This is a genomic window from Segnochrobactrum spirostomi (assembly GCF_009600605.1).
Lineage (GTDB): Bacteria > Pseudomonadota > Alphaproteobacteria > Rhizobiales > Segnochrobactraceae > Segnochrobactrum > Segnochrobactrum spirostomi.
This window is the reverse complement of record NZ_VWNA01000003.1, coordinates 790907-811079: the sequence shown is the minus strand read 5'-3', so window position 1 is coordinate 811079 and position 20173 is coordinate 790907. Positions and strand designations below refer to the sequence as shown.

Annotated in this window: 17 protein-coding genes and 2 pseudogenes; 11 read left to right on the top strand and 8 right to left on the bottom strand. The window is 67.7% G+C overall.

Annotation, left to right across the window (positions count from 1 at the left end):
* The first annotated feature begins 17 nt into the window (after window positions 1–17).
* Window positions 18–1595 (top strand): GMC family oxidoreductase, encoded by a 1578-nt coding sequence (locus F0357_RS23750; RefSeq protein WP_153491317.1) that lies wholly within the window; start codon window positions 18–20, stop codon window positions 1593–1595.
* A 19-nt stretch (window positions 1596–1614) separates the two neighbouring features.
* Here the strand turns inward: F0357_RS23750 and F0357_RS23745 are convergent, their stop codons facing one another.
* The 8 genes and pseudogenes from F0357_RS23745 to F0357_RS23710 form a co-directional block, all read right to left on the bottom strand.
* Entirely contained in the window at window positions 1615–2958 is a 1344-nt protein-coding gene (locus tag F0357_RS23745) for an aminotransferase-like domain-containing protein (protein WP_208948571.1), read from the bottom strand.
* A gap of 163 nt (window positions 2959–3121) precedes the next feature.
* Entirely contained in the window at window positions 3122–3496 is a 375-nt protein-coding gene (cyoD, locus tag F0357_RS23740) for a cytochrome o ubiquinol oxidase subunit IV (RefSeq protein ID WP_153491310.1), read from the bottom strand.
* Window positions 3496–4121: pseudogene (gene cyoC / locus F0357_RS23735) on the bottom strand (cytochrome o ubiquinol oxidase subunit III). Before cyoC ends, cyoD begins: the two are co-directional and overlap by 1 nt.
* A 2-nt stretch (window positions 4122–4123) precedes the next feature.
* Window positions 4124–6101 (bottom strand): annotated as a pseudogene (cyoB, locus tag F0357_RS23730) (cytochrome o ubiquinol oxidase subunit I).
* Window positions 6101–7156, bottom strand: a complete 1056-nt coding sequence (cyoA, locus tag F0357_RS23725; RefSeq protein WP_281350427.1) for a ubiquinol oxidase subunit II — start codon at window positions 7154–7156, stop codon at window positions 6101–6103. The pseudogene cyoB and the gene cyoA overlap by 1 nt, the downstream one beginning before the upstream one ends.
* Before the next feature lie 222 nt (window positions 7157–7378).
* The gene (locus F0357_RS23720; protein ID WP_153491306.1) at window positions 7379–8452 is read right to left on the bottom strand and encodes an alpha/beta fold hydrolase; all 1074 of its coding nucleotides are present in this window, start codon (window positions 8450–8452) and stop codon (window positions 7379–7381) included.
* On the bottom strand, window positions 8446–8880 hold the full coding sequence (locus F0357_RS23715; RefSeq protein ID WP_153491303.1) for a DUF1330 domain-containing protein: 435 nt from the start codon (window positions 8878–8880) through the stop codon (window positions 8446–8448). The genes F0357_RS23720 and F0357_RS23715 overlap by 7 nt, the downstream gene beginning before the upstream one ends.
* A gap of 169 nt (window positions 8881–9049) precedes the next feature.
* Window positions 9050–10000, bottom strand: a complete 951-nt coding sequence (locus tag F0357_RS23710) for a LysR family transcriptional regulator (RefSeq protein WP_153491299.1) — start codon at window positions 9998–10000, stop codon at window positions 9050–9052.
* Between the two features lie 92 nt (window positions 10001–10092).
* Between F0357_RS23710 and F0357_RS23705 the strand changes: the two genes are divergently transcribed.
* From F0357_RS23705 to F0357_RS23660, 10 genes are read left to right on the top strand one after another with little or no spacing between them, the layout of a single operon-like run.
* The gene (locus tag F0357_RS23705; protein ID WP_153491294.1) at window positions 10093–11001 is read left to right on the top strand and encodes a dioxygenase family protein; all 909 of its coding nucleotides are present in this window, start codon (window positions 10093–10095) and stop codon (window positions 10999–11001) included.
* Window positions 11002–11004: 3 nt separating this feature from the next.
* Window positions 11005–11964: a VOC family protein gene (locus F0357_RS23700; protein ID WP_153491290.1), complete on the top strand. Its 960-nt coding sequence runs from the start codon at window positions 11005–11007 to the stop codon at window positions 11962–11964.
* On the top strand, window positions 11961–12620 hold the full coding sequence (locus tag F0357_RS23695; RefSeq protein WP_153491286.1) for an alpha/beta hydrolase: 660 nt from the start codon (window positions 11961–11963) through the stop codon (window positions 12618–12620). The genes F0357_RS23700 and F0357_RS23695 overlap by 4 nt, the downstream gene beginning before the upstream one ends.
* Window positions 12617–13681 carry a maleylacetate reductase gene (locus F0357_RS23690; RefSeq protein ID WP_153491282.1) on the top strand — a complete coding sequence of 355 codons (1065 nt, stop codon included), beginning with the start codon at window positions 12617–12619 and terminating at the stop codon, window positions 13679–13681. The genes F0357_RS23695 and F0357_RS23690 overlap by 4 nt, the downstream gene beginning before the upstream one ends.
* A gap of 47 nt (window positions 13682–13728) precedes the next feature.
* Window positions 13729–15000: an ABC transporter substrate-binding protein gene (locus F0357_RS23685; protein ID WP_153491279.1), complete on the top strand. Its 1272-nt coding sequence runs from the start codon at window positions 13729–13731 to the stop codon at window positions 14998–15000.
* Between the two features lie 58 nt (window positions 15001–15058).
* On the top strand, window positions 15059–15775 hold the full coding sequence (locus F0357_RS23680) for an ABC transporter ATP-binding protein (protein ID WP_153491276.1): 717 nt from the start codon (window positions 15059–15061) through the stop codon (window positions 15773–15775).
* Window positions 15772–16479: an ABC transporter ATP-binding protein gene (locus tag F0357_RS23675; protein ID WP_208948582.1), complete on the top strand. Its 708-nt coding sequence runs from the start codon at window positions 15772–15774 to the stop codon at window positions 16477–16479. The genes F0357_RS23680 and F0357_RS23675 overlap by 4 nt, the downstream gene beginning before the upstream one ends.
* Window positions 16476–17339 (top strand): branched-chain amino acid ABC transporter permease, encoded by an 864-nt coding sequence (locus F0357_RS23670; protein ID WP_153491271.1) that lies wholly within the window; start codon window positions 16476–16478, stop codon window positions 17337–17339. The genes F0357_RS23675 and F0357_RS23670 overlap by 4 nt, the downstream gene beginning before the upstream one ends.
* An 8-nt stretch (window positions 17340–17347) precedes the next feature.
* On the top strand, window positions 17348–18412 hold the full coding sequence (locus F0357_RS23665) for a branched-chain amino acid ABC transporter permease (protein ID WP_153491267.1): 1065 nt from the start codon (window positions 17348–17350) through the stop codon (window positions 18410–18412).
* Entirely contained in the window at window positions 18412–20166 is a 1755-nt protein-coding gene (locus tag F0357_RS23660; protein ID WP_153491264.1) for an FAD-dependent oxidoreductase, read from the top strand. The genes F0357_RS23665 and F0357_RS23660 overlap by 1 nt, the downstream gene beginning before the upstream one ends.
* Window positions 20167–20173 lie beyond the last annotated feature (7 nt).

The following is a 20173-nucleotide window of genomic DNA, read 5'->3' as shown; positions in this document are numbered from 1 at the left end:
GGCGGAGAGGAACTGTCATGTCTGCGTTCGACCCATCCGCGTCTGCCCCGCTCGGCTTCGACGTTCTCATCATCGGCGCCGGGTCGGCGGGCTCGGTACTCGCCGCGCGCCTCTCGGAGGACCCCAACCTTTCCGTCGGCCTGATCGAGGCGGGCGAGCACCCGAACGATCCCGACATCGCCATCCCGCAGAAATGGCCGACCTTGCAGGATCGGCCTTACGATTGGGCCTACCGCACGGTGCCGCAGGCGGGAACCGCTGGCCGCATCCATCCCTGGCCCCGTGGGCGCATCGTCGGCGGCTCGAGCTGCCTCCATGCCATGGCCCATGTGCGCGGCCACGCCGACGATTTTGCGCCGTGGGCGGCCGCGACCGGTTCGGCGCGCTGGTCCTATGAGGGGCTGCTGCCGGCCTTCCGGCGGCTCGAAGCCTTCTCCGGCGGGGCAGGGCCCGCCCATGGCGACGCCGGCCCGCTGCCCGTCTATCTGCCGGATGCCGAGGTGAGCCCCGTCGTGCGCGCCTACATGGCGGCGGGTCGCGCCCTCGGCGTCCCCGAAATCGGCGATCACAATGCCGGCCCGCTCAATGGTCTGGCGCCGAATTCGCTCACCATCCGGGGCGGGCGCCGCGTCAGCGCCGCCGACGCCTACCTGGTTCCGATCCTCGACCGCCCGAACCTGACGCTCGTCACCGGCGCGCGCGTCCACCGCCTCGTTCTCGACGGGAGCCGTGTCACCGGCATCGTTATGGAGCACGGCGGCACGACGAAGACGGTCTCGGCGTCCCTGATCTGCCTCGCCGCCGGTGCGATCGCCTCGCCGCTTCTTCTCATGCGCTCCGGGATCGGTCCGGCCGCCGACCTTGAAGCCGTCGGTGTCGCCTGCGTCGCGGATGTGGCGGGCGTCGGCGCCAACCTGCACGATCACTTGCTGACCGCCGGCAACGTCTACCGCGCCAAGCGGCCGGTGCCGCCGTCGCTCCTGCAGCACTCGGAATCGCTCATGTATCTCAACGCGGACGATCCGACCCGGGCGGACGGTCCGCCCGACGTCGTGCTCGGCTGCGTCGCCGCCCCGACCGTGTCCGAGTGCTTCGCCGCGCCCGAGTACGGCAGCGCCTTCACGATCCTCTCCGGCGTGACGCACCCGACGAGCCGCGGCCGGCTGACCCTCACCGGCCCGGACCTCGACGATCGGCCGATGATCGATCCGGCCTATCTCACGACCGACCACGATCGCCGTCTGGTGCGCCGGGCGCTCGAGCTCGCCCGGGAGGTCGGCCATCACGCCGCGCTCGACGACTGGCGGGCCGAGGAGATCTATCCCGGCCTCGACGTCCGCAGCGAGGCCGACCTCGACGCCTTCATCGCCCGGGCCGTGATCACCCACCACCACCCGCTCGGCACCTGCCGCATGGGGGCCGATTCCGAGAGCGTGGTCGATGCCGATCTGAAGCTGCGCGGCTTCGACGGCGCCTACATCGTTGATGCCTCGGTGATCCCGACCATCACCTCGGGCCCGATCCATGCCGCCGTGCTCGCCATCGCCGAAACCTTCGCGGCAGACTTCACGAGCGCAGCCCGCCGCGTGGCGTGAACCGATGCGCCCGACCCGTCTAGACCACGGCCTTCGCGCCGAGCGAGGGTTGGGCGATCAGGCTCGCGAGGAGCCGCAGGCCGTCCTCGAGGTCGCCACGGTCGGGGGCGACGCCGAGGGAGATGCGCACCGCTTCGATCGGGTGGGCCATGGTTGCGAAGGCCGCGCTCGGGACGATGGAGACTCCGGCGCGGTCGGCGTGTTCGGCGAAGTCGGCGGCGCGCCAATGATCGGGCAGCGGTAGCCAGAGATGATGCCCGAACGGATCGGCGGCGAAGTCGAGGCCGCCGAGAATGGCAGCCGCAAGCGTCTGGCGCTCGGCGTTTTCGGCGACGATCGATTTCGTCACCTCTTCGAGCGATCCGTCGGCGATCCAGCGGCTCGCAAGCGCCGACATCAAAGGCGGCGCCATCAGAACGGTGGCGCGCAGGACGCCGGCGACCCGCAGCGCCTTCGCCGCCGACGGTGCGACGAGATAGGCGACGCGGAGCGCCGGCGTGACGCATTTCGACAAGGTCGCGATGTGCCAGGTGATGTCGGGCGCGAGCTCCGCGAAGGCGGCCGTCCGGGTCGGCCGGAGTGGGGCGTAGGGATCGTCCTCGACGATCGTCACGTCGTGGGTCCGCGCGATCGCGGCGAGCGAGCGCCGACGCTCCTCCGGCAGGGTGGCCGTCGTCGGGTTGTCGATCGTCGGAATGACGTAGAGCAGCTTCGGTCGCCGCTCGCGGCAGGCCTTCTCGAAGGCGTCCGGGATGATGCCGAGCGCGTCCATGGCGAGCGGCTCGAGCACGAGCCCCTTCTGGATCGCGACGGCCTTGAGCCCCGGATAGGTGAGGGCGCCGGCCGCCACCACGTCGCCGCGCCCGAGGAGCAGTTCGCACACGCCGTAGAGGGCGCACTGGGCGCCGGCCGTCACCACGAGCCGGTCCCGCGCGAGCCCTTCGATCCGGGTTCCGAGCCAGCTCACGGCGGCCGATCGGTCCGGGTCTGCGCCGGTGCTGTCCTGATAATGCAGGTGGAGAAGCCCCTTCGCGCTTCCGAGCACGCCGGCGACGCCGGCCGGCAGCATCTTGCGGAAGTCGACCGCCGAGGGCTGCGACGGGATGTTCATGCTGAGGTCGATCAGGGGTGGCCGCCGGTCGCCGCCGTCGCCTTCGACGCCTTCGCTGATGAAGGTGCCGCGGCCGGCCTGGGCATCGACCAAACCGCGGCGCCGGGCTTCGTTGAAGGCGCGGGTCACGGTGGTCAGGTCGACCCCGAGAGCCTCGGCGATCGCCCGCTGGGGCGGCACGCGGTCGCCGCGGGCGACGCGACCCGAGCGGATGTCCGCCTCCAACGCCTCGACGATGCCGAGATATTTCATCCGAGAGGTCTCGATGAGCCTCGGCCTCCACATGCGGCGTTCTCGCTCTGTCCGTTCATTATCCCTACAATCTGCCTATCATGTACGGCCTGGGTGGGAAAGCGGCGCCGTAGACTTGCCGGAGTCCTGCGACCACGCCGGCGGGGCTCGCGTCCGCCTGAGCCTAGTTCTTCACCCGCGCCTGATCCGGCGACATCTGCGTCGGCATCATATTGAGGTTCGCGTTGTGGATCACCCAGAGCGAGCCGGCCACTACGGTCGCGATCAACAGCACCGTGAGCAAGAAGATCATCATGTTGCTGCGCTGCTCCGGCGCGGTGCCGAGATGCAGGAAGAACACGAGCTGGACCAGAAGCTGGACCAGGGCGAGCGCAGTGATCGCCGGGCGCATCATGCCGCTCGGCACGGCGCCGCTCATGACGGTCGCGAAGGAAAGGCCCGTGAGGATGAGCGACAGCACGAACCCGCCGCTATAGATCCCGAAGCCTCCGTGCGCCGCGGGATGCGGCGCGTCATGGTGAAGAGGATCGGCGGCCATCACAACGCTCCCCTGAGATAGACGAAGGTGAAAACGCAGATCCAGACGAGATCGAGGAAGTGCCAGAACAGGCTGAGGCAGGCGAGGCGGCGCCGCACGATCCCGTCGAGCCCGAAATGGAAGACCTGGTGCATCATCACGGCGAGCCAGACGAGGCCTGCCGCGACGTGGACACCGTGGGTGCCGACCAGGGTGAAATAGGCGGAGAGAAAGGCGCTGCGGCTCGGACCTGCGCCTTCGCCGATGAGGAGGGCGAACTCGTGCACCTCCAGGCCGATGAACGCCGCGCCGAGCAGGAAGGTGACGGCGAGCCAGGCGAGCACTCTCCCGCGCGCCCCCGCCAGAACGCCGAGCGTGGCGAGGCCGAAGGTATAGCTGCTGACGAGCAGCAGTACCGTTTCGATCGCCACATAGGGCAGGTCGAAGAGCTCCCGTCCGCTCGGTCCCCCGCGACGTTGCCGGCGAGCACGGCGAACGTCGCGAACAGGCAGGCGAAGATCAGGCAATCGCCCATCAGGTAGATCCAGAACCCGAGAATGGTCTTGGATCCGTCGTCATGGTCGGCATGAGACCCGGGCGCACCGCCGATGGCGTCGAGCGCGGGTGTGGTGACTGCGATGTTCATGATCAGAGCGCCTTGGCGAGGAGCGCATGGCGCTCCGTCTCGATACGCGCGACCTCGGCAGCCGGGACATAATAATCGACGTCGCGGTCGTAGGTGCGGGCGATGAAGGTGCAGACCATCCCGATCTGTCCGATCGCGGCGACGGCCCACATGTGCCAGACGAGGGCGAAGCAGAGGACGAAGCTGAAGACTGCGATGACGAAGCCGGCCGCCGTGTTCTTCGGCATGTGGATGTCGTCATAGCGATCGGCCTTCCGCCAAGCCCGGCCGAGCGTCTTGTCCTCCCAATGCTGTTCGAGCGACGTGATGTTGGGGGACGTGGGCGAAGTTGTAGAACGGCGCCGGCGAGGCGGTGGACCATTCGAGGCTGCGGGCGTCCCAGGGATCGCCGGTGAGGTCGCGGTTGAGGTTCCGATCGCGGACGCTGACGTAGATCTGGATCAGGATCGCGAGAATGCCGAGCCCGATCAGCACCGCGCCGATGAGGGCGACGATCAGCCAGGGCTGCCAATCCGGCACGTCGTAATGGTTCATCCGCCGCGTCATGCCCATCAGGCCGAGGACGTAAAGCGGGGTGAAGGCGAGCCAGTAGCCGGCGAGCCAGAGCCAGAACGCGACCTTCCCCCAGAATTCGTCGAGCTTGAAGCCGAACACCTTCGGGAACCAGAACGTCATGCCGGCGAGGCAGCCATAGACGACGCCTCCGATGATGACGTTGTGGAAGTGCGCGACGAGGAACAGCGAATTGTGCAGCACGAAGTCCGCGCCCGGCACGGCGAGAAGAACGCCGGTCATGCCGCCGATGACGAAGGTGAACATGAAGCCGATCGTCCACAGCGTCGCCGAATGGAAACGAATGCGGCCCTCGTACATCGTGAACAGCCAGTTGAAGAGCTTCACGCCGGTCGGGATCGAGATGATCGTCGTCATGATGCCGAAGAAAGCGTTGACGTTGGCACCTGACCCCATCGTGAAGAAGTGGTGCAACCAGACGAAGAACGACAAGACGCCGATCGATGCGGTGGCGTACACCATCGACTTGTACCCGAACAACGGCTTGCCGGAGAAGGTCGCGATCACCTCCGAATAGACACCGAAGCAGGGGAGGATCAGGACGTAGACTTCCGGGTGGCCCCAGATCCAGATCAGGTTGATGTACATCATCGCATTCCCACCAAGCTCGTTGGTGAAGAAGTGCATGTCGAAATAGCGATCCATCGCGAGCAGGGCGAGCGTCGCCGTCAGAACGGGGAAGATCGCCACGATCAGGATGTTGGTGATGAGCGCGGTCCAGACGAAGACCGGCAGCTTCATCATGTCGAGGCCCGGCGCCCGCATTTTGAGGATGGTGACGACGAAATTGATGCCGGCAAGCGTCGTCCCGAGCCCCGAGATCTGCAGCGACCAGATATAATAATCGACTCCCGTCGTCGGACTGTAGGCGATGCCGGACAAGGGCGGATAGGCGACCCATCCGGTCGCGGCGAAGTCGCCGATCCACATCGAGACCATGACCAGGATGGCGCCGACGGCCGACAGCCAGAAGCCGAGGGAATTGACGAAGGGAAAGGCGACGTCGCGGGCGCCGATCTGGAGCGGCACCACGACGTTCATCAGGCCGAGGATGAACGGCGTCGCGACGAAGAAGATCATGATCACGCCGTGCGCCGTGAAGATCTGATCATAATGGTGCGGCGGCAGATAGCCGGCGGCATCGTTCGCGGCCATCGCCTGCTGCGCGCGCATCATGATCGCGTCGGCGAAGCCGCGGAGCAGCATGATCAGCCCGAGGCCGAAATAAAGGACGCCGATCTTCTTGTGATCGACGCTCGTGATCCATTCCGACCAGAGATAGCCCCAGAGCCGGTAATAGGTGATCAAAGCCAGGACGGCGATCCCTCCGAGGGCGACGACGACGCCGGTGCCCATGATGATGGGCTCGTGCAGGGGGATCGCATCGAGCGTGAGCTTGCCGAACATCAGTTGAGTCTCCGCGAGAGCGGTCCGTCGACCGTGCAAAGGGCCTCGTTGAACGCGAGCGTCGACATGCGGCCCGCCATGAAAGCATCGGCGATGCCGTCGAAGAGGCCTGGCTCCACGCGTCCGTAGAGGGTCGGCGGCGCCTTGACGCTGGGCCGCGCGAGGGCGCGGTACGTCGCGTCGTCGAGGACCTTCGTCGCGAACGCCGTGCGGGCGCTCTGAACCCAGGTCTCGAACTCGGCCCGCGGGACGGCGACCGTGTCGAAGCGCATGTCGGAGAAGCCCGGACCGCTGAACGCCGAGGAGCGGCCGGCATAGGTGCCCGGCGCGTCGGCGATGAGGTGCAGCTTCGTCTGCATCCCGGCCATCGCGTAGATCTGGCTGCCGAGCTGCGGGATGAAGAACGAGTTCATCATCGACGCGGAGGTCAGGCGGAAATTGATCGGCGCGCCGACCGGAACGGTGAGGGAATTGACCGTCGCGATCCCGTAGTCTGGGTAGATGAACAGCCATTTCCAATCGAGCGCGACGACCTCGACATTGATCGGTGGAACCTCGGAGGCGAGCGGCCGGTAGGGGTCGAGCGCGTGGGTCGTTCGCCAGATCAGGACGGCGAGCGTCGCGACGATGAGGATGGGGATGGTCCAGACGACGATTTCGATCTTCGTCGAGTGCGACCAAGTGGGCGAATAGCGCGCGGTCGTGTTGCCGGCCCGGTAGCGCCACGCGAACACCAGCGTGAGGACCATCACCGGGATGACGACGAGCAGCATCAGGCCGCTCGCGATCAGGATGAGGTCCTTCTCCTGTTCGCCGATGGCGCCCTTGGGGTCGAGCAGCACAAGCTGATTGCAGCTTGCGAGCGGCAGCAGAAGGAACGGCAGGGCGGCGCGCCCGACGGCGGAGATACGCTCGGCGATTGTGACGCCGCCCCGCAACCGCCCCGGTGACGGGCGCCGGTGCGGACGGAGCAGAGCCGTGAGACGGTGCTGCGGGACCTGCAGCGAGACGATGTCCGAGCCTTTCCCCGAGGCATCGATGATCGGCGTCGGCAAGGCGGTCTCCTTTCGAACCGAGAGGGATCCCGTGCATGCGCTCGATGCGAACGCGTATGGCTACGGCCACCTCAATAGCCGGACAAATTGACCTGTATTGTATGGATGTCAAGAACACGCCGTCGGCTGAGACAAAACGCCCGAGCGGCCTGCTCGCGTCCGCGGTCCCGACAAGTGGCGCGTCCTTGGAAATGATTCAGAAGGGCCAAATGCTTGCTAGGCCTACTGCGGGCCGCGGCTGGGCGAGACCAGCGTCCGCGTACGGCTGCGCCGCGCCCTGGATTCACATCCATCGGAGCTTAAGCGGCGGCTGTGTCCGGCTTCGTGAGGGAATGTATGGGTACGAATTGGATGGTTGTCCGCGCGGTGGGCCTCCGCTCGCCGCGCCTGCAAAATTCCTTCAGGGCCGGCGTTGGCCACGCGACGGATCGCTTCGACGAAGCTCTCCTCGAGGTCTGGAGGGACGTCATGCCCCATACCCGGGACCAGCCAATAGGTCGCGTTCGGGATGGAGCGCGCGGTGTCCTCGCCACACGCCGGCGGAATGAGCGGGTCTTCGCTGCCGTGGATGATGAGCGTCGGACTCGTGATGGCGCCCAGGCCTGCGCGCCGGTCTCCCGCGACCGCCATCGCCGCCATCTGGCGCGCCGTGCCCGCAGGATCATGACTGCGCCGGAGCTCCTCCAGGAGGAGGGCGCGATGGAGCGTCTCGTCGAACGGGCGGCTCCGCCCGGCGATCCGACGTGCGAAGGCGAGCCTTACCGCCAGATATCCGGCGGGGTCGGTCGCCGGATCGGGCGCCGGGCGCATCATCATCGCCATGATGTCGGCGTCCGCCTGCGGCAATGCGGGATTGCCCGTGCTCGCCATGATGGAGGTCAGGGACAGTGTCCGGTCGGGATATTCGCTCGCCACGATCTGCGCGATCACACCGCCCATGGATCGCCCGACGAAGTGCGCCCGCGCGATGCCGAGCGCGTCGAGCAGACCGACGGCGTCGGCCGCCATGTCGCCGAGCGTGTAGGGGACATCCGGGCGCCGGCCGGCCACGAGCGCGGACACAAGCGCGCCGAAATCGGGCGCAGCGCAGGCGGCGAGATGCGTCGAACCGCCCGAATCCCGATTGTCGAAGCGGACGACGCGGTAGCCGCGCGCCGCGAGGGCCTCACAGAAGGAGCGCGACCATCGGATCATCTGCGTCCCGAGGCCTGCGATCAGGAGGACCGCCTCGTCGCCCGCCTCGCCGAACGCGTCCCATGCGATCTCGATGCCGTTGGCCTTGGAGACGCTCACCATGGGATCGCCGTCTCGCTCAGCGGCAGGAGGCGCGAATCCTCCAACGCCGCCGTGCGGTGTCCGAGGCCCGCGAGATAGCCGTCGTCGCGGGCGAAGGCGAGGAACGATGCGACGCTCGCCTGCCGCACCAGCATCGCCATGTCCCAGCGCTCCGCCGCGGGGCCGATCAGGAAGGGTCCGCCGGCGCCGAGAAAGAAGAGATCTCCGCCGCTCTCCGTCAGGAAGGGGAGCGTGTGGCGGATATAGAGGTCGAAGGCTTCCGCACCGCTGATCCGCCTGTTGGGCGCAAGTTCCGGGGTTTTCGAATAATCGGCGGTTACCTTGAAACGGAGAAGGTTGAGCATCACGAGCGAGCCCGTGAAGGCACGTGCAACGAACAGCTTGCCGGCATCGACAGTGGGGTCGAGGTAGGCGGTGGGGGCGGGCATGTTTCCTCCCGGCGGTAATCGTGCGCTCGTCCACGGATGCGTTCCGGCGACGGACAGCCTCCGTGGGAGGCGTCGCGCGCGGCCCCGCGATCGCTCCGTGCGGTCCGATTAATACCCGGATGAAATGTGCCCGTCAATTATGTCCGGGTGAAAATGTCGGCGCGTGCCCTCAGCGGCCCCACACGACCGCGTTTTCGTGGCGCTTGATGATGTGCTTCAGGTTCTCGAACGCGGTCGTCACGTGGCCGGCGAAGCGTTCGGCAGCCGGCGAGCGGGGGCCGCCGACACGGCGCAGGATGCCGAGCGAGCGGTTGGGCTGCGGGATATCGTAGGGCAGCACCGTGACGCGGTTTTCCTTGCGCTGCGCGAACACGACCGAAAAGGGCAGCACCGCGAGGGCGTTGGTTTCGGCGACATAGTTGATGACGCTCATCAAGGAGCCGCCGGAATAGCGAATGTTGAGATCCGACATGCCGATGCTGGTCAGGATCATCTGCAGGTCGGACATCAGCGGCGAGCCGGGCAGGGGAGCCACCCAGGGATACCGCGTCAGATCGCTCGCCTGGAGCCGCCGGTTGCGCAAGAGCGGGTGGTCCGGCCGGCAGGCGACGATGTTGCGGCCGGGCAGGATCTCGGTGAACTCGAACATCGGCCCGAGCTCGAGCACGCCGATCGGCACGATGCCGAGATCGATCTGGTTGCCTTCGAGGGCGGCGACCATTTCGGGCAGGTTCAGATAGCTCTGCTGGACCGTGACCTCGGGCTCCAGATTCTGAAACTCGCCGATCATGCGGCTGATCATGGCGTCCATGAAGAAGGGCACGCCGCCCACGCGCACCAGGCCTTTGGTGCCCTTCATGAAGCCCTGGACCGCGTCGGACGCCTTGCGGGAGGCGGTGATGATCGCGCGGCCTTGTGACGCGAGCTGCGCCCCGAGCGGGGTGGCCTGCAAGGGCCGGCGGCCTTTCACGAACAAGGGCTCGCCGACGCGGGCCTCGAGCATCGCGAGCGAACGGCTCACGGCCGGCTGGGTCAGCCCCAGCATGGCCGCGCCTTCGGAGACGCCTCCGGCATCGAGCACGGCGGCGAGCTGCATCAGGTGGCGCTCGTTCAGCTTCATACCAAAACGCTATATTGGCTGACCAACAACTCATCAAGCGCAGCGGCGGACCGTGCTAGCCTTTTCGGTAAGGGCAGGGAGGCCCAGCCGCAATGCACGGCAAATATGAGGGCCCTGAGAGGGAGCAAATCCCCCGGGCGACATCGATGCAGGCCGAGGAGTTCGCCCGTCGTCTGACGGCGATGGGCCCCTCACGCTTGGAAATGGCGGCACGGGCGACGGTCGATGGACTGCACGCTCTCATCGCCGAGTTGCGCCCGACCGGCGACGAGTTCCGCTCGGCGATCGACTTCTTGACCGAGGTCGGCCATTACGCGGATGCCCGGCGCCAGGAATGGGTGCTTTTCGCCGACGTGCTCGGCGTCTCCTCGCTGATCGAGGACCAGAACAACGCGCGCCCTGCCGGCGCCACTCCGAACACGCTCGCCGGACCGTTCTATCGTTCCGACGTGCCGGACCTGCCGCTCGGTGCGAGTATCTCGCGCGATCAGAAGGGCGAGCCGCTCGCGGTCGACGGCCGGGTGCGCGCCCTCGACGGGACGCCCGCCGCCGGCGTGCTGATCGAGGTGTGGCAGGCGAACGCCGAAGGCATCTACGAGAACCAGGAGCCCGACCGCCAGCCGGAGTTCAACCTGCGCGGCCGTTTCCGCAGCGACGCGCAGGGCCGCTTCCATTTTCTCAGCGTGCGTCCGAAGGGCTACACCCTGCCGTCCGACGGGCCGGTCGGGCGGTTGATGTCGGCGCTCGGCCTCGGTCTGGAGCGGCCCGCCCACATCCACTTCCGCATCTCGGGAGAGGGCTTCGAGACCCTCACCACCCACATCTTCGACCGCTCCGATCCCGCGATCGGGCGTGATGCGATCTTCGGCGTGAAGCCCGAACTGATCGCCGATTTTCGGCCGACCTCGGCGAACGGCGGCAAGCGGACCTACGCGCTCGATCTCGACTTCGTTCTCTGCCCCTCAGGGGTCAATCAAAACAAGACGTTCGGGAGGAAATAAGCCATGGGAAACATCAGCGGCTACCATCACCTGACGATGTCGACGGACGGCGCGCAGGAGGATTTCGACTTCTATACGAAGGCGCTCGGCCTTCACTCGGTGAAGCGCACGGTGCTCTTCGACGGCGTGATCCCCGTCTACCATCTCTATTACGGCTCGCCGAACGGCGACGCCTCGACCATCATCACGACCTTCCCGTTCCGGAAGCCGGGGGTGTTCGGGCGGCGCGGCACCAACCAGTCCCGCACGATCATGCAGTCGATCCCCAAGGGGGCAGCGGACTTCTGGGTCGATCGGCTGAACGCGCTCGGCATCGAGGCCACGAAGATCACCCGCTTCGGCGCCGATCGCGTGGCCTTCGCCCACCCCTGCGGCATCCCGCATGAGCTCGTCGAAAGCGACGCCGACCCGCGCGAGCCGATCAGCAACGAAGCGCGCGGCATCGGCAAGGCGCACGGCATCAAGGGCATCTATGGCGGCGTCGTCGCCGTGACCGATCGCACCGCGATGGACGATTTCCTTACGATCGCGCTGCCGCTCCAGAAGGAGGCCGACACCCACGAGGGCCTCGTCTACCGCGTGCCGGATGCCGACGGCGTCATCCAGCGCGTCGAGGTGATCGTCGATCGCGAGAGCGCGCAGGGCACCTGGACGCTCGCCGGCGGCACCATCCATCACCTCGCCCTCAACACCGGCGACGAGGAGACGCAGATGAAGCTCCGCGCCCACATCGAGGGGCTCGGCTTCACCGACATCTCCGAGCAGAAGGACCGCAACTACTTCAAGTCCTGCTATGTCCGCTCGCCCGGCGGCGCGCTCTTCGAACTCGCCTGGACGACGCCGGACGGTTGGGCGCGGGACGAACCTCCGGGCCAGATCGGCAAGACGCTCGTCTTCCCGCCCTGGTTCAAGGACCGCGAGGCGGAACTGCGGGCTGGCCTCGAAGAGGCGGAGTTCGCATGACGGGGCTCAGCGGTCCGATGCGGCTCGGCCCGCGGGCTCCCGCGGCGAGGGCGGTCTGCGTCCTCGTCCACGGGCGCGGGCAATCGCCGGAGGAGATGCAGTCCCATGTGCTGGCGCGGCTCACCGCGCCGGCCGTCGCCTTCATGCTGCCGCGCGCCCCCGAGGGCGCGTGGTGGACCGCGCGCGCCGTCGATCCGCTGACGTCGATCACCCGGGCGGAGCTCGCGACCGCGCTCGATCATCTCGCCGCCGCCATGGCCGCGGCGCGGGGCGAACTTCCGGGAGTACCCTTGGTGCTGGCCGGCTTCTCGCAGGGCGCGTGCCTTGCCATCGAATATCTGTCCGCCGGTCTTCCGGCGCCCGACGTGCTGGTCGCGTTCACCGGATGTCGCGTCGGCGTCGAGGCGGACAATCGCCGCGAAGCCGCACCGGCGGGCGTCCCGGTCTACCTCACAGGCGGCGACGCCGATCCCTGGATTCCGCTCAGCGCCTTCACCGACGCGGCGCAGTCGCTCGGCCGCCAGCGCGCGAACGTGCGGGCCGATCTCTTCCCGGGACGGCCGCATGAGGTGTCAGCCGCGGAGATCGCGATGCTCTCGTCGATCCTCGGCGATTGCGCTGCGGGGCGCAGCCCCAGGATGGAGGCGCCGCGATGATGGAGAGCTTCGTCTTTCCGGGCCTGACCACCCGCGTCGTGTTCGGCCGCGGGACCACCGCGCGCGCCGGTGACGAGGCGCGGCGGCTCGGCCACAGCAAGGTGCTCGTGCTCTCGACGCCGCACCAGAAGGCGGACGCCGAGCGTCTGGCGGAAGGATTGGGCGACCTCGCCGCCGGAATCTTCGCCGGGGCGGTGATGCACACGCCGGTCGCCGTGACCGAGGAGGCCGTCGCGGCCTTCCGCGCGAGCGGCGCCACGGCCGTCGTCAGCCTCGGCGGCGGCTCGACGACCGGCCTCGGCAAGGCGATCGCGGTTCGCACCGGGGCCGATCAGGTCGTGATCCCCACGACCTATGCCGGCTCCGAGATGACGGACATTCTCGGCGAGACGGCAGACGGCGAGAAGACGACGCGCCGCTCGCCCGATATCCGGCCGGAAACGGTGATCTACGACGTCGATCTGACGCTCTCGCTGCCGGTCAAGCTGACGGTGACCTCGGCCATGAACGCCATCGCCCATGCGATGGAGGCGTTCTATGCGCCCGATCGGAACCCGGTGATCGAGCTGATGTGCCGCGACGCGACGGCCGCGTTCCACGCCTGCATCCCGACCTTGATCAAAGATCCGATGAATGCCGCGGCGCGGGGCCGCGCCCTCTACGGCGCTTGGTGCTGCTCGACGGCGCTCGGCTATGTCCAGATGGCGCTGCACCACAAGCTCGCCCACGTCTTCGGCGGCTCGTTCGACACGCCGCACGCCGAAACCCATGCGATCCTGCTGCCTTACACGACCGCCTTCAACGAAGTCGCGGTGCCGGATCTGCTCGCCCCGATCGCCGAGGCTTTCGGTGGCGGTTCGGCGGGCGGCGGGTTGTGGGATTTCGCCCAATCCGTCGGCTCGCCGCTCAGCCTCAAGGAGATCGGCATCGCCGAGAGCGACCTCGACCGCGCCGCTGCGATCGCGGTGAAGAACGCCTACGCAAATCCGCGGCCGATCGAGGCCACCTCGATCCGGGAGCTGCTCCAGGCCGCGTGGGAGGGACGCCGGCCGGGAGCCTGAGACGCCCGGAACACAACCGACCAAACAAGAGAAGAGGGAGGACAAAAATGATAACGAGACGCACGTTTCTGAAGGCATCGGCCGCGTCCGGCGTGGTGCTCGCCGCCCCCGGCCTCTCTGCGCCGGCGATCGCGTCCGGCGCCAAGATCAAGCTCGGCTATGTCTCGCCGCAGACCGGACCGCTCGCCGGCTTCGCCGAGAGCGACGCCTACAACATCAAGGCCTTTCTCGCCTCCGATGCCGGCAAGAACTTCCAGGTTCTCGTCAAGGACAGCCAGTCGAACCCGAACCGCGCCGCCGAGGTGGCGAAGGAACTCATCGTCGACGGCAAGGTCGACATGATGGTGGTGGGCTCCACCCCGGAGACCACCAACCCCGTCTCGACCACCTGCGAGGGGGAAGGTGTGCCCGTCGTCTCCACGATGGCGCCCTGGCAGCCCTGGTTCATCGGCCAGCAGGGCAATCCCGGCGACCCGGCCTCGTGGAAGCCGTTCGAGTTCGCCTACCATTATTTCTGGGGTCTCGAAGACATCATCGCGACCTACACGTCGATGTGGAAGCAGCTTACGACCAACGGCAAGGTCGGTGGCCTCTTCCCGAACGACGCCGACGGCAACGCCTGGGGCGACCCGCAGAACGGTCTCAAGCCCGGCCTCGAGAAGGCCGGCTTCACGCTGACCGATCCGGGCCGCTACCAGAACCTCTCGGACGATTTCACGGCGCAGATCAACGCCTTCAAGGCCGCGAACGCGGAGATCGTCACCGGCGTGGTGATCCCGCCCGACTTCACCACCTTCTGGAATCAGGCCCGCCAGCAGGGCTTCAAGCCGAAGGCCGTGACGGTCGCCAAGGCGCTCCTGTTCCCGCAATCGGTGGAGACGCTCGGCGCGGCCGGCAACAACCTCTCCTCCGAGGTGTGGTGGTCGGCCTCCCATCCCTTCAAGTCGTCGATCACCGGCCAGAGCTCGGCCGAGCTCGCCGCCGACTTCACCGCCAAGACCGGGCGGCCGTGGACCCAGCCGATCGGCTTCGTCCATTCGCTGTTCGAGGTGGCGGCGAACGTCATGGGCCGCGTCTCCGATCCGACCGACGCCGAGGGGGTGGTGGCGGCGATCGCGGCGACGAACATGACGACCGTGGTCGGCAAGATCGCCTGGAACGGGGCCGGGGTGCCGCCCTTCGCGGCCAAGAACGTCACCAAGACGCCGCTGGTCGGCGGCCAGTGGCGGCAGAAGGCGGGCGGCTTCGACCTCGTCATCGTCGACAACACCAACGCGCCCGAGATCCCGGTCGCCGGCAAGATGGAACCGCTCGTTTGACCCGGCGAGGGGCGGCCGCCGTGGCCGGCCCTTTCGGATCGCGGCAAGGAAGCAGGCGATGATCCTGAAGCTTCAGGGCGTGTCGAAATCGTTCGGGGCGTTGAAGGTGGCGGATTCCGTCACCTTCGAGGTGCCGCGCGGCGAAGCGCTCGGCATCATTGGCCCGAACGGCGCCGGCAAGTCGACGCTGTTCAACCTGATCACCGGCAATCTCCTGCCGAGCGCGGGGACGATCGAGTTCCTCGGGCGCGACGTGACGCGGGCGCCGGCGATGGAGCGCGTCCGCATGGGCGTCGGCCGCTCGTTCCAGATCCCGCAGCCGTTCGAGGGGCTGACGGTGTTCGAAAACATGCTGACTGCCGCCGCCTTCGGCCGCGGTGGATCGGAGAGTGCGGCGGTCGACGCGTGCGCCCGCATCCTCGACGCGACGGAACTCCTCCACAAGGCGAACGTCGTCGCCGGCACCCTGAGCCTCCTCGACCGCAAGCGTCTCGAACTCGCGCGGGCCATGGCGACGGGCCCGAAGCTTCTCCTGCTCGACGAGATCGCGGGCGGCCTCACCGAGGCCGAATGCAAGGTGCTGGTCGGCACGATCCGGGCGATCCACGCGGAGGGGACCACCATCATCTGGATCGAGCACGTGTTGCACGCGCTCAACTCCGTCGTGGAACGGCTGTTGGTGCTCGATTTCGGCCGGGTGATCGGCATCGGCGCGCCGGAGGCCATCATGGCCTCGCGCGAGGTGCGGGAAATCTATCTGGGGCTCGAGGTCTGATGCTCCTGGAGACACGCGCCCTCACCGCCGGTTACGGACAGTTTCGTGCCCTCTTCGGCGTCGATGTCGCCATCGATACGGGCGAGTGCATCGCCATCATCGGCGCCAACGGCGCCGGCAAATCCACGCTGATGCGTTCGATCTCCGGCGTCCTGCGCAACGAGCCCGGCATGGTCGTGCATCGCGGCGAGCCGATCGGCGCGCTGTCGTCGGCCGCGGTGATGAAGCGCGGCATCGCCATGGTGCCGGAAGGCCGCAAGCTCTTTCCCTCGCTCACGGTCGAGGAAAATCTCCTGATCGGCGGCCAGTCCCGCAAGGCGGCGGGCCCCTGGGACCTCGGTGCGATCTACGACCTCTTCCCCGTGCTGAAGGAGCGGCGGCACAGTCCCGGCACGGCCCTGTCCGGCGGGCAGCAGCAGATGGTGGCGATCGGCCGCGCGCTGATGTCGAACCCGGAATTGCTGCTCTGCGACGAGATCAGCCTCGGCCTCGCGCCGGTCGTCATCCGCGACATCTATGCGGCGCTGCCGAAGATCCGCGCAGGAGGCGCCGCGATCGTCGTCGTCGAGCAGGACATCGGCAAGGCGCTCGCCGTCGCCGACCGCGTCTATTGCATGATGGAGGGCCGGGTGACGCTCGCCGCCCGCGCCTCGGAGATCTCACGCGAGGCGATCCACGCCGCTTATTTCGGGGAAGCCGCATGAGCATCCTCGACACCCTCGTCCAGGGCATCCTGCTCGGCGGCCTCTACACCCTGTTCGCCGCCGGCCTGTCGCTCGTGTTCGGCATCATGCGGCTCGTCAACCTCGCCCATGGCGACCTCATCGTGTTCGCCGCCTACCTGATCCTGGTCGGCGTTTCGATGCTGGGCCTGTCGCCGTTCGTCGCCGTCCTTCTCGCCGCGCCGCTGATGTTCGGCCTCGGCTGGCTGTTGCAGAGCGCGATCCTGAACCGCGTGCTCGGCAAGGACATCCTGCCGCCGCTTCTGGTGACGTTCGGCCTGTCGGTGGCGTTGCAGAACGGCCTCTTGGAGGGCTTCTCGGCCGACAGCCGCCGCATTCCGGCCGGCACGCTCGAAGGCGCCTCGATCGACCTCGGCGTCGTGACGGTGGGCGTCATGCCGCTCCTCACCTTCGCCTCGGCGATCGCGGTGATCGTCGCGCTCAACGCGATCTTCTATCAGACGGCGCTCGGCCGGGCCTTCCGCGCCACGTCCGACGACGCGGTCACGGCCGGGCTGATGGGGATCGAGCCGAAGCGCATCTTCGCGATCGCCACCGGCCTCGCCATGGTCGTCGTCACCATCGCCGCCCTCTATCTCGGGATGCGGGCGAATTTCGATCCCTCGATCGGCCCGGCGCGGCTGCTCTATGCCTTCGAAGCGGTGATCATCGGCGGCCTCGGCAGCCTCTGGGGCACGCTCGCCGGCGGCGTCATTATCGGCGTCGCGCAGACCTTCGGCGCCGCCATCAACCCGGAATGGCAGATCCTCGCCGGGCATATCGCGTTCCTCATCGTCCTCCTCATCAAGCCGCGTGGGCTGTTCCCGCGCGCCGTCGACTAGGGGGACGCATGGAACACCCTTCCGCCTATCGTCTTACGACACGCACCCGGATCGGCACGGCGGCCGGCCTGGCCGCGCTCGTCCTGTTCGTCGTCGGTCTCGTGCTTCCCGCCTTCGCCTCGCGCAGCCTCATCCAGGATCTCTTCTACATCCTGACGATGCTGACGCTCGCGCAGCTCTGGAACCTTCTCGCGGGCTATGGCGGGCTCGTCTCGGTCGGCCAGCAGGCCTTCGTCGGGATCGGCGCCTACGCGATGTTCGGTGGCGTCATCCTGCTCGGCTGGAATCCGCTCGCGGCGATCCTGCTCGGCGGGCTCGCCGCGCTCGTCCTGGCGGTGCCGACGGCCTATTTCGTCTTCCGCCTCCAGGGCGCCTATTTCGCCATCGGAACGTGGGTCATCGCGGAGGTGACGCGCCTCCTCGTCGCCCAGTGGAAGGCGCTCGGCGGCGGCACGGGAACCTCGCTGCCGCGGGAAGCGACCGGGAATATCTTCGGCGTGGACGCCATCCGGATGCTGTTCGGCGTCCGCGAGGCGGCCGCGCGCGACATCCTCGCCTATTGGCTGGCGCTCGTTCTCGTCGCGGTCGTCACCGGCGTCATCTACTGGCTTTTGCGCAACCGCCTCGGCCTCGCGCTCGCGGCGGTGCGCGACAACACCGAGGCCGCCAAGTCGGTCGGCGTGGACGCGGCACGGCTGAAGTGGGCGGTGTTCCTCATCGCCTCGATCGCGACCGGGCTCACCGGTGGCCTGATCTTCCTGCAAACGGCGCGGATCTCGCCCGGCGCCGCCTTCGCGCTCACCGATTGGACCGCCTACGTCGTGTTCATCGTCGTCATCGGCGGGATCGGCACGATCGAGGGGCCGATCGTCGGCGTGCTGGTCTTCTTCGCGCTGCGCACCGCGCTCGCCGATTACGGCAGTTGGTACCTGATGAGCCTCGGCTTCATCGCCATCGCCGTCATGCTTTTCGCACCGAGGGGCCTGTGGGGGCTGATCTCCTCCCGCAGCGGCCTCCACCTGTTCCCGGTCCGCCGCAGGCTGACCGGTCCGAAGATCGAGGGAGGCAAATAATGGCGGACATCGAGACCGACGTCCTCATCGTGGGCACCGGGCCGGCGGGCTCGGCGACGGCAGCCCTGCTGTCGAGCTATGGCGTCGCCAACATGGTCGTCAACCGCTACCGGTGGCTCGCCGACACCCCGCGCGCCCACATCACCAACCAACGCGCCATGGAAGTGCTGCGCGATCTCGGGCCCGAGGTCGAAGGCGAGGCGATGATGCACGCCTCGCCCCAGGAGATCATGGGCGAGAACGTCTTCTGCGAGAGCCTCGCCGGCGAAGAGATCGGCCGCATGAAGAGCTGGGGAACCCATCCCCTCTCCAAGGCCGAGCATCTCCTGTCCTCGCCTTGCTTCATGAACGATCTGCCGCAGACCTTCATGGAGCCGATCCTGTTCAAGACGGCCTGCTCGCGCGGCACCCAGCCCCGCATGAGCACCGAATATCTGCGCCACGAGCAGGACGGCGACGGCGTCACCACCACCTGCCGCGACCGGCTCTCGAACACGGAATTCACCGTCCGCTCGAAGTTCCTGGTCGGCGCCGACGGCGGCAACTCGCTCGTCGCCGAGCAACTCGGTCTGCCCTTCGAGGGCAAGATGGGCGTCGGCGGCTCGATGAACATCCTGTTCCGCGCCGACCTCTCCAAATATGTCGCCCACCGGCCAAGCGTTCTCTACTGGGTCATGCAGCCCGGCGCCGACGTCGGCGGCATCGGCATGGGCCTCGTCCGCATGGTGCGGCCGTGGAACGAGTGGCTGATCGTCTGGGGTTACGACATCAATCAGCCGCCGCCGGACGTGACGCCGGCCTTCGCCACCGAAGTGGCCAGGCAATTGATCGGCGATCCGACCCTCGAGATCGAGCTCCTGCGCGCCAACACCTGGACGGTGAACAACTGCTTCGCCACGCATCTGCAGAAGGATCGCGTCTTCATCATGGGCGACGCCGCGCACCGGCACCCGCCCTCGAACGGCCTCGGCTCCAACACCTCGATCCAGGACGGCTTCAACCTCGCCTGGAAGCTCGCAAAGGTCGTCAAGGGTCAGGCCGGCATGGGGCTGCTCGACAGCTATTCGGCCGAGCGCGCGCCGGTCGCACGCCAGATCGTCACCCGCGCCAACCAGTCGATCGCCGAGTTCGGTCCGATCTTCGAGGCGCTCGGCATGGACGGCGGCGTCGACCACGAGAAGATCCAGCGCAACATGGAGGCGCGCTGTGACGCGACGCCCGCCGCCGAGGCCCAGCGCGAGGCGCTCCGCAAGGCGATCGCCTTCAAGAAATACGAGTTCGACGCCCACGGCGTCGAAATGAACCAGCGCTATCGCTCGTCGGCGATCCTCACCGACGGCCAGGAGGAGCCGGCCTTCCCGGCGGACGCCGAACTGCATTACGCCCCGACGACGTGGCCGGGTGCGCGGCTGCCCCATGTCTGGGTGTTCGACCGCGCCGGCGGCAAGCTCTCGACGCTCGACCTCTGCGGCCGGGGCGAGTTCACGCTTCTGACCGGCATCGGCGGCGAGGCCTGGGTCGCGGCGGCGGAGGCGGTCGGCCGCGAACTCGGCCTGCCGATCCGCACCCACGTGATCGGCCCGCGGCGCGCCGTCGAGGACCACACCGGCGACTGGGCACGGGCGAGCGAGATCCGCGACGCCGGCTGCCTGCTAGTGCGTCCCGACCACCATGTCGCCTGGCGCTCGCCGACCCTCGCCGCCGATCCGGCGGCCGAACTCCGCCGTGTCCTCAAGTCCATTCTCGCGCGGTGAGGGGAGA

Coding starts and splice junctions, on each gene's coding strand:
- F0357_RS23750 (WP_153491317.1), top strand. CDS start 18: ATGTCTGCGTTCGACCCATCCGCGTCTGCCCCGCTCGGCTTCGACGTT.
- F0357_RS23745 (WP_208948571.1), bottom strand. CDS start 2,958: ATGAAATATCTCGGCATCGTCGAGGCGTTGGAGGCGGACATCCGCTCG.
- cyoD (WP_153491310.1), bottom strand. CDS start 3,496: ATGGCCGCCGATCCTCTTCACCATGACGCGCCGCATCCCGCGGCGCAC.
- F0357_RS23720 (WP_153491306.1), bottom strand. CDS start 8,452: ATGGTGAGCGTCTCCAAGGCCAACGGCATCGAGATCGCATGGGACGCG.
- F0357_RS23715 (WP_153491303.1), bottom strand. CDS start 8,880: ATGCCCGCCCCCACCGCCTACCTCGACCCCACTGTCGATGCCGGCAAG.
- F0357_RS23710 (WP_153491299.1), bottom strand. CDS start 10,000: ATGAAGCTGAACGAGCGCCACCTGATGCAGCTCGCCGCCGTGCTCGAT.
- F0357_RS23705 (WP_153491294.1), top strand. CDS start 10,093: ATGCACGGCAAATATGAGGGCCCTGAGAGGGAGCAAATCCCCCGGGCG.
- F0357_RS23700 (WP_153491290.1), top strand. CDS start 11,005: ATGGGAAACATCAGCGGCTACCATCACCTGACGATGTCGACGGACGGC.
- F0357_RS23695 (WP_153491286.1), top strand. CDS start 11,961: ATGACGGGGCTCAGCGGTCCGATGCGGCTCGGCCCGCGGGCTCCCGCG.
- F0357_RS23690 (WP_153491282.1), top strand. CDS start 12,617: ATGATGGAGAGCTTCGTCTTTCCGGGCCTGACCACCCGCGTCGTGTTC.
- F0357_RS23685 (WP_153491279.1), top strand. CDS start 13,729: ATGATAACGAGACGCACGTTTCTGAAGGCATCGGCCGCGTCCGGCGTG.
- F0357_RS23680 (WP_153491276.1), top strand. CDS start 15,059: ATGATCCTGAAGCTTCAGGGCGTGTCGAAATCGTTCGGGGCGTTGAAG.
- F0357_RS23670 (WP_153491271.1), top strand. CDS start 16,476: ATGAGCATCCTCGACACCCTCGTCCAGGGCATCCTGCTCGGCGGCCTC.
- F0357_RS23665 (WP_153491267.1), top strand. CDS start 17,348: ATGGAACACCCTTCCGCCTATCGTCTTACGACACGCACCCGGATCGGC.
- F0357_RS23660 (WP_153491264.1), top strand. CDS start 18,412: ATGGCGGACATCGAGACCGACGTCCTCATCGTGGGCACCGGGCCGGCG.